Genomic DNA, 11,447 nt, shown 5'->3' with positions numbered 1-11,447 from the left:
CACCCTCGAGACCGGAGGGCATGTCTGCCTGTTTCATCACCCTACAGTGTAGATCAATTCGTTAATTGATATTTCAAAGTTAAGTAAAGTCTCTTTTTATTCAAATATTATCAATGAAATCACTTTATTTATGTGGTGTTTTTAAAAATTAATTATTTTTTTGTTGATTTGTTAAAATTGGATGCGTTTGGAAGGGGCTTATTGAAATAATTTCAATGGGGAGGAGGTGATAAGCAATGACCATATTAAAAAACAAAAGACCTCTCGCAGCGAGAAGTCTTTTGTAAATAAAAAAAGGATCGGATTGTTGCTTTAAAATAAGTCTGTTTTTAATACAGCTCCATTGCTGGCATTAGTTACCAAGGCTCTATATTGCCCTAGCCATCTTGATTGAATAGCTTTTTTTACAGGCACAAACTCGGCTTTTCGCTTAGCTATTTCTTCATCGCTAAGGTTAACCGATAAGATATATTTGTCTACATCTATATGAATTTCATCACCATCTTTAAGTAAGCCTATCATGCCACCTTCAGCAGCTTCTGGGGAAACGTGACCTATAGATGCTCCTCTTGTGGCTCCACTAAAGCGGCCATCAGTGATGAGCGCTACTGAGCTGCCTAGCCCCATGCCCATAATCATACTGGTGGGGGCGAGCATTTCCTGCATGCCGGGACCTCCTTTTGGGCCTTCATATCTGATCACTACTACATCTCCCGCCTTCACCTTGCCTTGACGAATGCCTTCAATGGCTTCTGGTTGCCCATCGAAGCATATCGCTTTTCCGGTGAATACGCGGTCACCAGTAATTCCTGCGGTTTTAATTACAGCTCCTTCTTCAGCCAGATTACCATATAATATGGCTAACCCACCTACTTTGCTATAAGGGTTAGTAAAGGGATGAATTACATTAGTGTCTTTTATTTTAGCATCAGCTATTTTTTCAAGAACAGTTTCTCCGCCTATGGTTGGGTTATCTGCTAATACATCATTTCCTCTTTTGGTCATCTCTTTCATTACGGCATTTACGCCTCCGGCTCTGTTAATATCTTCCATGTGAACCGTGCTCAGGCTGGGAGATATTTTGGCTATGTGAGAAACTTTTTGAGAGATAGTGTTAATGTCTTTTAGTTGGAAGTTAACGCCAGCTTCATTTGCTATGGCTAGCATGTGCAATACCGTATTGGTGCTGCCGCCCATGGCCATATCTACAGCGAAGGCATTTCTTACCGCATTTTCATTTAATATATTCTTTAGCTTATATTTTTCAGAGTCTTCCTCACTCTTAGCTATTTCGCAGATTCTTCTGGCAGCTTTTCTATATAACTCTTCACGTTGAGGGGTAAGTGCTAAAATGGTTCCGTTGCCAGGTAAAGCTATCCCCATGGCTTCCATGAGCGTGTTCATAGAATTGGCTGTAAACATACCAGAACAGCTACCACCGCTTGGGCAGGCATTACATTCTATTTCAAGCAGTTCTTCATCGGTAATAGTGCCGGCCTCATGCTTACCTACCGCTTCAAAAGCGGTGGCTAAGTCTATAGGAGTACCGTCTTTTTTACGGCCTTTAGACATGGGGCCGCCGCTTACAAACACAGTAGGCACATTAACCCTTAGTGCGCCCATAATCATACCGGGTACAATTTTATCGCAGTTAGGGATAGCTATCATGGCATCCAGCTTATGAGCATTCATTACAGTCTCTACCGAGCTGGCAATCAGCTCACGGCTGGGTAGTGAGTAAAGCATGCCGTCATGCCCCATAGCAATACCATCATCTACTCCTATAGTATTAAATTCAAAAGGAACGCAGCCATTAGCTCTGATTTCTTCTTTTATAATCTCAGATACTTTATTCAAAAAAAAGTGGCCAGGGATAATCTCTACAAATGAGTTGGCTACTCCAATAAAGGGTTTGTTAAAATCTTCATCTTTAAGTCCGGTGGCTCGGAACAACGATCTATGAGGTGTTCTCTCGTACCCTTTTTTTACTTCATCACTTCTCATTCTTCTTATATGTTTTCAAAATTGAGCTTTATTATTAGGCATTTGAGAGATGCCTTTCTCGCTCAGAATTATGGCTTTATTTAACATAAAACACGGATATGCCTCTATTCGCATACTCCATTTTGTTTTCAGAGGCTAAACTAGGGAATTTTAATATGCTTTAACTTCATTGTAAATGAATATTTGTTTTTTTAGAATCTTTCCAAAATATTATTGGTATGCGTCGGGTGTGTGCAGTTGGTTTTTAGGTGAGAATCTTAAAGAAGTCTGAAGGATCAACTTCTTCTCCAAGCTGTGATCGCTTTAAAGGGTATTTTAGAATTATTATTAGAGGTAAATAACAAAAGAGGCTTCTCTGTGTGGAGAAGCCTCTTTAAAAATGATTTTAATTATCGGAGTTAGTATGAGCTTGCAGGTCACGAGTGTTTTTCTGTACTGCAATGGCTGAGAACATACTCAATAAAAAGCTCATGGCATAGAAGCCTTTTTCACTTAAGGTCAGTTCTGCATTCCATAAACCTACTACCAATAGTGTTACTGCCAGCAAGGCTGAAAACCAGCTGATTCCGTAGTATATGTCTGTTACGGGTATCCCTTCCAGTCTGTCGCGTACACTTTTTTGTACAGAAACCACTGAAAACAAGCCGAACATGATTATCGAAAAGTAATATCCTTTTTCATTCAATAGCATTTCAGCATTATAAAGGCCAATAAAATAGGCCGTCATACCGACAATTAAGGTACACCAAGATACAGCCACAAACGCATTAGATGGTTTGCTGGTGTTTTCTTTATTTCTCTTTGAGTTCTTTTTAGTGTTAGAAGAATACTCTTCCGTCGGAGTTGTGAATGTGCTTTGATCCATAACTTTTAATATTTGATTATGAAGCAAAGATGGGCGGCTCTTGGTTGAGAAACATTTACATATGTAAAGAAAACGACTAGTCTCTTTTTGCTCTGATCCGGCTCAGCTGTGTTGGGGTAACTCCCAAATATGAAGCTACATGATACTGGGCAATCTGATTTTCAAGCTGCGGATATTCCTCTTTAAATATCTTGTACCTTTCAGATGCATCATTCATTACCAGTGTCATTTCCCGTCTTTCCTTTTTTACGAAGAAATCTTCAGCAATTACTCTATTCAGCCTCTCTACTAAGGGATATTCCTCGTAAAGATCCAGAATGTCTTGAAAGCTGGCTTGTAGCAAGGAGCATTCTGTTAGGCATTGGATATTGATCATATTCTTGTTGCCTGTAATTAGCGATGAGTATCCTCCTACTATGGCAGGGTTAATAAAAAACAGTTTGTTAAACTCTTCTCCTTTGGGGTTTCTGTAATAAGCGCGCATAATGCCCTGTTCTATAAAGCATAGCTTTTTTGAGTATTCTCCTTCTTTAGCGAAATGCGATTGCTTCTCCATAGAAACCGGTTTAAAAAGCCCTAATAGGGCCTGCATTGACTCTTGAGGTAGCTTTACAAAATCATGGAGATAAGATTCAAATGTGTTCATCAATATTTTGAATAAGCAAACTATTAAAACCTAAAACTAATGAATTCCTTGCAAATGGGTAAAAAAGGGGCCAGTAGTTCTGTGTCTAACCTCATTAACAGAGGTGTATTGGAGATTTTTGCTTTATAAATGAATTACTTAATAAAAAGAATAGATATGTTATGGTTGGAATTGATGCTAATAACTCTCCAGATAGATGATTTCCGATAAAATGTTTTTCTCAAATATCGAAACAGCATGTTATCCTCGCCGTTTGTTCTATTCTAAACGAAGAATTAAATGTCATACTGTGAAGTTATAAAGACTATGCCTGAGCCTAGGAGGTCTTTACATAAAAAATATCATGATTATCACTATGGTTTTCCTATCCACGATGATAATGAGCTCTTTGGGAGATTAATCATGGAGATCAATCAGGCGGGTTTGAGCTGGGAAACTATACTCAAGAAGGAGGACTCTTTTAGAGCGGCCTATGATAATTTTAATATTGAAAAGATAGCCGCCTATACTGAGGAGGATAGAGAAAGGTTACTTCAAGATGCGGGGATTATCAGAAATAAACTAAAGGTTAATGCAGCCATTGAAAATGCCAAAAAAATAAAAGAGCTACAGCAGGAGTACGGCTCTTTTGAAAAGTGGCTCGAGCACCATCATCCTAAAACTAAAGCGGAGTGGGTTAAGATTTTTAAGAAGACTTTCCGCTTTACCGGAGGGGAAATAGTGGGCGAATTTCTAATGAGTATAGGCTTCTTAAAAGGAGCTCATGATGATAATTGTATTGTTAATAAAGAGATCGAAAAACAGGATCCTAAATGGATGGAATAAAAGGTTAAATAGAAAAATTAGAATTGTTAAATAAAATAGAGTAGAAAAGAGGTCTTCTTAAAATATAAATGTCTTACGTACGTCTAGTAATGCATGAATCGATTTTTTAAAATTATAAAGCGAGCAATGATATTAATTATAGGGGTGGTGGTAGCGGTTGCTATTGCCACATACTTTTATATGTCACAAGATCTGTTTGGTAAGAATCCGGAGGGAGAGCGATTAGAAAGGATGAGTAAATCGTCACATTTTAAAGATGGAGTATTTGAAAACTTTCACCACACCCCTACGCTAACAGAAGGTTACAGCATGATAGGTGTTATGTATAAGCAGATTTTTGGAAAACACCCCAGAACGCAGCCAAAAGATAGTATACCTTCTGTAGTTACAGATCTAAAGAATTTCGGTCCTGATGAAAATGTATTGGTTTGGTTTGGGCATTCTTCTTATTTTATTCAGCTTAATGGCCGTAAAATTCTGGTTGACCCTGTTTTTAGTGGTAATGCCTCGCCTATTCCTAGTTCTGTAAAAGCCTTTCCGGGAGCTAATGGGTATGGAGTTGAAGATATGCCGGATATAGATTATCTGTTCATCAGTCATGATCACTATGACCATTTGGACTATCAAACTATCGTGGCTATGAAGAATAAAGTGCGCAAAGTAATGTGCGGATTGGGTGTAGGTTCACATTTTGAGTTGTGGGGGTATACTGAAGATCAGATTATAGAAGGAGATTGGTGTGATGCGGTGGATTTAGATGATGGATTTAAGGCTTATTTTACCCCTTCAAGACACTTTTCAGGTCGAGGATTTAAAAGAAATAATACCTTGTGGAGCTCTTACGTGTTAGAGGCGGAAGGCTTTAAGCTGTATATTGGTGGAGATAGCGGGTATGATACTCATTTCGCTGATATCGGTAGTAAATTTGGTCCTTTTGATTTAGCAATATTAGAAAACGGGCAGTATAATAAGGCTTGGGAGGCGATTCATATGTTGCCAGAGCAAACGTTAAAGGCAGGATCAGATCTCAAAGCGAAGCGAGTGTTTCCTGTGCACTCGTCAAAATTTAAACTGGCCTGGCATCCATGGGATGAGCCCCTTTCTGAAGTCAGTCGTTTAAGTGCGGATTATAATTTTCCTCTGGTTACACCAAAAATCGGTGAGGTGGTACGTTTAAAGGATACTACTCAAACCTTTGATCATTGGTGGGAAGGGATGGAATAATTTTTTCTTATCTGAGAAAGATATTACAAAAGAGCCTTCGAAAATCTATGCTATAATCGATTTTCGAAGGCTTTTTTAAGGATTTAATAAAATGACACCTCATACTTGAAGTGATCCATCTGACCTGCTTCAAGTTTCATGATGCCTTTCTTTTCAGATAAATCTCCATCGAAGTCTTTTACATCTGCTATGCCTAACCAAGGTTCTAAGCAAAGAAATGGGGCTCCAGGCTTAGTCCAGATGCCGAAGAAAGGGAAGTCTTCAAAGTTCATAGTGAGCAGTTTAGAGCCATTATTTGTGAGACTTATTTCGTTAGAATTTAAGCTTTCAAATACTAATGCGTCTTCTGCAAACAGAGGATAGTTAAGTGGTAATACTTTGTGGTTTTTTAACTCGAATGGCTTCTTTTCATCTAATAAACCTTCGTGGAGGTGAGTTCTTTTTAATTCTGACTCTTCCTTTTCAAAAGAAAGTTCATGCGTATCAAAATCACCTTCTATGCTGTAAGCTGGGTGCCCACCAATAGAATAAAGCATGGTGTCAGTTCCTGTATTTTTCACTTCGTAAGTGTGGATGATGGTTTCTGCTTTCAGTTCATAGCCTAGTTTCAACTCAAATGAAAATGGGTATTTTTCTAGCGTTTCAGCGTTAGATTGTAGCTTGAACACTAATTTATTATCCGATTGCTCCTCTATTTCAAAATTCATATCCCGGGCAAAGCCATGCTGGCTCATAGGATATTTTGTTCCTTGATAAGTGTAGTTGTTGTCATTTAGCTTACCTACAAAAGGGAATAAAATGGGAGCATGTCTACCCCAGAAATCAGGATTGCCGCCCCATAGCATTTCTTTTCCTGTTTTTTTGTTGATGATGGAAGTAAGCTCTGCGCCCTGTGATTTCGCGCTTATTTTTAAATGATTATTTTCTAATATGTAAGTCATGGTCTATAAACTTTAGTGCAACTAATATTGCCTTTTTTGATAACTCTACGCTTTAATTAACGAAAAGTTCTTCAAACTATGGCTTTTGTTTGAACCTAATATGATGAATGCTGTTATATTTGTGTCGCACACGATAAATTCTTAAACGATATTAAAATGATAGTTAAAAACATTCACACTAGTAAAGTTCAGAAGGTATTCAGGATAATTTTAGGATTGTTCATGATCATGGCTGCTGTTGGCCATATGACCTTTCAGAGGGGCGAGTTTCAAGCTCAGGTTCCTGATTGGGTTCCTTTAGGAAAAGATTTAGTGGTAATTTTATCAGGAATAGCAGAATTGATTTTGGGAGTTTCAATGGTATTTCTTGGTAGGTTTAAAGTTTGGGCAGGTCTTGCATTAGCCATTTTTTATGTGCTTATTTTCCCTGGAAATATCGCCCAGTATCTGAATGGAATAGATGCTTTTGGTTTAGATACTGACAAAAAACGCTTAATAAGATTATTCTTTCAGCCCGTGCTTATATTGTGGGCGTTGTGGTCTAGCGGAGCTTTGAAGGCGCTGTTACATAAAAAGTCTAGTTAATAGAATGAAAAAAAATGATGAATATAGTAGCCCGGAGCAGCTGTGGCTGGAAAATCAAATATGTTTTCCGTTATATGCTGTTTCTCGGATGGTTACTAAACTTTATACGCCGTTGCTTGCGGAGCTGGATATTACCTATCCACAATACCTGGTGCTTTTGGTGTTATGGAAAGAGGATCATAAGTCAGTAAATGAAATTAGTAATTTACTGTTTTTGGAGTCAAACACCCTTACTCCGCTTTTAAAGCGAATGGAGCAGAAGAAGTTGGTTAGGCGCAGGCGCTCACAACTCGATGAAAGAAAAGTGGTTATCTCTCTAACTCCTGAGGGTAAGGAACTACGAGATAAAGCTGCTTGCGTTCCAGAAGCTATAGTTAGTCAAATGAGCACTGATGAGATATCGTTAGATGAGGTAATGAATTTTAAACAAACCTTATCTAAGCTAATGAATCGACTAAACGAAGAGGGTAAAAATGAAGGGGCTTAGTTTAACTTATAAGCCCTAATTTTTTGAAAACCATCCATTCTGCGCTTGTGAGCATAGTCCAGAAAGTGACTTCAAAAATGTTGTTCATAGCTAGTTCATAAAAAATAATACCCAGGCCTAGCAATAGGTGGAACCAGATGATTTCAGACTTGATCATAACGTTAAATTAAAAAATGAAAGTCAATGATAATGAAACCGTCTTTGAATGAGACGCTTAACAAATTAAGCTAAAAATTGTTTTCAGGTCAAGTAAATTTTTTTAGATGTAAGAAATAAGCGACGAGGCGCTTCCTAGAGTGATAATTGATAAGGCTTTTATTTATGTTATGGATATTTTTAACTCAATTTTATTTCAGCCTCATGCCTCACAGGAAAATTGCAAGAGTTAGCGATAAAGCACATTTTGTTGGCCTCCGCATGTATTTCCTTTGCTTTTTCTATTTGTTCTGCCTTAGATATGGTAACTATTGGTTTTAAGGTGACTTCAGTGAATTTTCCACTACCATTTTTAAGTTCTTCCATGGTTCCTTCTGCATTATCCTGGTAGCTTGTCACTACAATGCCCGCTGTGGAGCATAGGTGTAAATACCACAGCATATGGCATGATGATAAGGATGCTACCAGCATTTCTTCTGGATTGTGCTTGCCAGGGTCTCCTCTAAATGCAGGGTCGGCCGAGCCGGAAATGTCAGGTTTTCCTGGGATCGAAATGTTGTAAGATCGCTCGTAGCTTTTGTAGTTAACTGTGCCTTTGCCTTGATTTCCTGTCCAGTTAAGTGTGGTAGTATATGAATGTGTACGACTCATAGTGGATGGTTTTGTGGGCTAAGATATAAAAATCATGTTGCTTAAACTGATAATTTCAAATTATAATTATATTTGCGTAACTGGTTACGTAATTGAAATTATATGGAGTTTTTTAATGAAGTCGGAAAAATGGCTATTGGTAGTAGGTTAAGATTATTAACCGAGAAAATTACTACTGATGCGGCTGAAGTGTATCAGTTGTATGGTATAGACTTACAGCCTAAGTGGTTTCCTGTTTTTTATATCCTTTCTAAGGGAGAGGCCAAATCTATTACCGGTATTTCTAAGGAAATAGGGCATTCGCACCCTTCAGTAAGTAAAATAGTAAGAGAAATGTGCAAGGCAGGGCTTATAAAGGAAGAAAAGGACGAATCTGATGGACGTAGAAATGTGGTTTCTCTTTCAAAAAAGGCTATTGAGATTAATGAAAAGCTTAAAAGTCAGTTAGAAGATGTAAATAATGCTGTAGAAGATATCATGTCTCAAACTCAGAACAACTTGTGGCATGCTATTGAGGAATGGGAATATTTGCTGGGGCAGAAGCCTTTGTTAAGGCGAGTTCTGGAGCAAAAGAAGTTACGAGAAAGTAAAGAAGTGGAGGTTGTAGATTATCAGCCTAAGTACAGAGAAGCATTCAAGGCATTAAATGAAGAATGGATTTCTCGATATTTCAGATTAGAAACACAAGATATTAAAAGCCTGGAAGATCCGGAGGGCTATATAATTGCCAATGGAGGTGCTATTTTAGTAGCGCTGTATAAAGGAGAGCCTCTTGGCGTATGTGCACTGGTGAAGATGAATGACGATACTTATGAGTACGAATTAGCAAAAATGGCGGTGTCTCCAAAAGCTCAAGGCAAAGGACTTGGGTTTATTTTGGGTAACGCCATTAAAGAAAGGGCTAAGTCGCTCGGAAGCTCTAATTTGTATCTGGAAAGTAATACCACTTTAAAAGCGGCCATTTCTTTATATGAAAAGCTTGGCTTTAAAAAAGTAGCTGGTCGTAATACTCCGTACGAACGAGCTAACATTCAAATGGCTATGGAGCTGTAACCTATTGAACTCACTTATGTTAAAAAAATAAAAAGTCAATATGAAAATAGGATGGATCGGATTGGGGAAAATGGGAGTACCCATGTCAGAAAAAATATTAAATGCTAGTCATGATTTGTGGGTGTATAACCGTACAGAAGAAAAGGCTAAGCCATTAGTTGATCAAGGAGCTGAATTCATAAGTTCTCCTAAAGATATGTTGGAGCAAGTGGAAGTGGTTTTTGTGATGATCTCTGATGACGCTGCCGTTGAAGAAGTTTTTGCCGGAGAAAATGGCTTGCTTTCAGCTTCAGCATCTGGGAAAGTAATTATAAATATGAGTACCATCACTCCTGAGATGAGTAAACAAATGGCTGAAAAATGCGAAGCTCAACAGCTGGAGTATATTGATGCTCCGGTGTCAGGTAGTGTTAAGCAAGCTAAAGAAGCGAGTCTGGTGATTATAGCTGGCGGAAAAGAGAAGACGGTAGATCAGATGAAGCCTTTGCTGGAGAAGATAGGTAAGGCAGTGGTCTATATTGGAGAAGTAGGAACAGGTAATGCAGCGAAATTGGCTGTTAATGCTTTTCTGGGTATTGTAACTCAAGGGCTGGCAGAAACCATCAGGTTTAGTGAAAGTATGGGGGTGGATAAAGCGGTTTTCTTAAATATTTTAAAGAGCGGCGCACTGGGCAGTCCCTATGTTCATATTAAAAGTGAAGCAGTGCTTAATGATAATTATAAGGCAGCTTTCACTCTAGATCATTTGGCTAAAGACTTGAGATACGCTAAAAGTAGTGGGCTGAACGGAAAGGTAGGATTGGCTACTCATGATACTTTTCAGGAGGCTATTTCCGAATTTGGAGAGGAAGATGTGATGGCTGTTTTAAAATACTTAAAATGAAAAAGGCCTGTCGATTCCGACAGGCTTTTTTGTTGTTTTATTCTCATTAAAATACTACACCATGTACAGGTTCTGGCTTTTCTGGTAAGTCAGTGCGATCCTGCATTTCTTTGAGGTTCTCTTCTATAGTGAGACTAATAGCGGTTAATGGAGTATCTTCCATTCGGTTTTCAAAAGGATCTTCATGTCTTTCGCCTATTAGGTCTAAGGTCAGAAATACAAAATTGATCAGGATGGATAGTGGTATGTTAATCCAGCCAAGTTCTTCAATAAAAGCAAAAGGGATCATGGTGCCATGAATCAGTACAAAGGCTCTTGAGAAAAAGCTATAAGGCCTGGGGAACGGCGTATTCTTAATGCGTTCGCTCATTCCTTGATGGTTGTTGAACTCCGTCAGGGTTTCGTCTAGTCTAACAAATCTATAGTCAGAAAGCCATCCTTTTTTGAAAGCTGTGGCCAAGTCATTACTCTGTAGCTGAAGTAGGTAGTTAGGTGGATTCTTTTTATTGAGAATGAGCTTATATTCATCCTCACTTAAGAAATCCTTTAAGTCTTCATATCGATTATTATCTTCTATTACTTCAGTGATGCCATTTTCATTATAAGCATGCTTTTTTCTTAAGAAAACCCTTAAAGAATGCACAAAGGCAATATGTCTATTGATCACTTTAGTTTGCCATTTTTTAAGTGCCTGAGCATCTTCATAATCAGCAGGAATAGCTAACGAAATAACTTCACGACCCCATGCTCTGCTGTAGTTAACCAATAATCCCCAGATTTTTCTTGCTTCCCACCATCTGTCATAGGCATTATTGTTTTTGAAACCCAGGAATATGGCTAGTGCTGTACTTAGTGTGGCTACAGCATTAAAGGGGATGGAAAGCTTTGGTATATCAAACTCTACATGGAGTACATAAACCATAATAGAAAGTAGGAAAAAGTAAATGATACTCCTCCACGTGTAGTGGATAATGTGCCTCCATTTTAGATTTCTATTTACAATCATATATGTTCCATAGTTTTACGTGTAGGGAATAAAACATGGACAGAACACAATTGTTTGAAGTGGGCAGAAAGGAAAGCACCTAATCAAATAGTGTACTTCTCAGTATTTGATTAGGTGCCAG

General features: G+C 38.3%; 13 protein-coding genes. 6 read left to right on the top strand and 7 right to left on the bottom strand.

Annotation, left to right across the window (positions count from 1 at the left end; all coding sequences use genetic code 11):
* Positions 1–312: 312 nt before the first annotated feature.
* The 3 genes from ilvD to LVD15_RS03365 all read right to left on the bottom strand — a co-directional run bounded on the left by ilvD (position 313) and on the right by LVD15_RS03365 (position 3,515).
* Positions 313–2,004 carry a dihydroxy-acid dehydratase gene (gene ilvD, locus LVD15_RS03375; protein WP_233778894.1) on the bottom strand — a complete coding sequence of 564 codons (1,692 nt, stop codon included), beginning with the start codon at positions 2,002–2,004 and terminating at the stop codon, positions 313–315.
* A 385-nt stretch (positions 2,005–2,389) separates the two neighbouring features.
* Complete coding sequence (gene yiaA / locus LVD15_RS03370) at positions 2,390–2,869, bottom strand: inner membrane protein YiaA (protein WP_370687396.1); 480 nt, start codon at positions 2,867–2,869, stop codon at positions 2,390–2,392.
* Positions 2,870–2,945: 76 nt separating this feature from the next.
* Positions 2,946–3,515 carry a Crp/Fnr family transcriptional regulator gene (locus tag LVD15_RS03365; RefSeq protein WP_233778892.1) on the bottom strand — a complete coding sequence of 190 codons (570 nt, stop codon included), beginning with the start codon at positions 3,513–3,515 and terminating at the stop codon, positions 2,946–2,948.
* A 279-nt stretch (positions 3,516–3,794) separates the two neighbouring features.
* Here LVD15_RS03365 and LVD15_RS03360 point away from each other — a divergent pair, with 279 nt between their 5' ends.
* Both LVD15_RS03360 and LVD15_RS03355 read left to right on the top strand, forming a co-directional pair.
* A complete protein-coding gene (locus LVD15_RS03360; RefSeq protein ID WP_233778891.1) occupies positions 3,795–4,340 on the top strand; it encodes a DNA-3-methyladenine glycosylase I in 546 nt (181 codons plus the stop codon).
* 126 nt (positions 4,341–4,466) lie between these two features.
* On the top strand, positions 4,467–5,564 hold the full coding sequence (locus tag LVD15_RS03355; protein WP_233778889.1) for an MBL fold metallo-hydrolase: 1,098 nt from the start codon (positions 4,467–4,469) through the stop codon (positions 5,562–5,564).
* A gap of 83 nt (positions 5,565–5,647) precedes the next feature.
* On the opposite strand, the gene LVD15_RS03350 is transcribed toward LVD15_RS03355, so the two are convergent.
* A complete protein-coding gene (locus LVD15_RS03350; RefSeq protein ID WP_233778888.1) occupies positions 5,648–6,505 on the bottom strand; it encodes an aldose 1-epimerase family protein in 858 nt (285 codons plus the stop codon).
* Between the two features lie 156 nt (positions 6,506–6,661).
* Here LVD15_RS03350 and LVD15_RS03345 point away from each other — a divergent pair, with 156 nt between their 5' ends.
* A complete protein-coding gene (locus LVD15_RS03345) occupies positions 6,662–7,090 on the top strand; it encodes a DoxX family protein (RefSeq protein WP_233778886.1) in 429 nt (142 codons plus the stop codon).
* 4 nt (positions 7,091–7,094) lie between these two features.
* Positions 7,095–7,577, top strand: coding sequence for a MarR family winged helix-turn-helix transcriptional regulator (locus LVD15_RS03340; RefSeq protein ID WP_233778885.1), 483 nt, complete (start codon positions 7,095–7,097; stop codon positions 7,575–7,577).
* Between the two features lies 1 nt (position 7,578).
* Here the strand turns inward: LVD15_RS03340 and LVD15_RS03335 are convergent, their stop codons facing one another.
* Together LVD15_RS03335 and LVD15_RS03330 are read right to left on the bottom strand one after the other, a co-directional pair.
* Positions 7,579–7,734 carry a hypothetical protein gene (locus tag LVD15_RS03335; protein WP_233778884.1) on the bottom strand — a complete coding sequence of 52 codons (156 nt, stop codon included), beginning with the start codon at positions 7,732–7,734 and terminating at the stop codon, positions 7,579–7,581.
* Between the two features lie 179 nt (positions 7,735–7,913).
* On the bottom strand, positions 7,914–8,384 hold the full coding sequence (locus tag LVD15_RS03330; RefSeq protein WP_233778882.1) for an OsmC family protein: 471 nt from the start codon (positions 8,382–8,384) through the stop codon (positions 7,914–7,916).
* Between the two features lie 102 nt (positions 8,385–8,486).
* Here LVD15_RS03330 and LVD15_RS03325 point away from each other — a divergent pair, with 102 nt between their 5' ends.
* Positions 8,487–9,437: a bifunctional helix-turn-helix transcriptional regulator/GNAT family N-acetyltransferase gene (locus tag LVD15_RS03325; RefSeq protein WP_233778881.1), complete on the top strand. Its 951-nt coding sequence runs from the start codon at positions 8,487–8,489 to the stop codon at positions 9,435–9,437.
* A gap of 40 nt (positions 9,438–9,477) precedes the next feature.
* Positions 9,478–10,320: an NAD(P)-dependent oxidoreductase gene (locus tag LVD15_RS03320; RefSeq protein WP_233778880.1), complete on the top strand. Its 843-nt coding sequence runs from the start codon at positions 9,478–9,480 to the stop codon at positions 10,318–10,320.
* A 46-nt stretch (positions 10,321–10,366) separates the two neighbouring features.
* Here LVD15_RS03320 and LVD15_RS03315 read toward each other — a convergent pair whose 3' ends face one another.
* The gene (locus tag LVD15_RS03315) at positions 10,367–11,326 is read right to left on the bottom strand and encodes a bestrophin family protein (protein ID WP_233778878.1); all 960 of its coding nucleotides are present in this window, start codon (positions 11,324–11,326) and stop codon (positions 10,367–10,369) included.
* Between the last annotated feature and the right edge of the window lie 121 nt (positions 11,327–11,447).

This window comes from Fulvivirga maritima (genome assembly GCF_021389955.1).
Lineage (GTDB): Bacteria > Bacteroidota > Bacteroidia > Cytophagales > Cyclobacteriaceae > Fulvivirga > Fulvivirga maritima.
The sequence above is the reverse complement of the archived record's forward strand: the minus strand, read 5'-3'. Positions and strand labels throughout refer to the sequence as shown.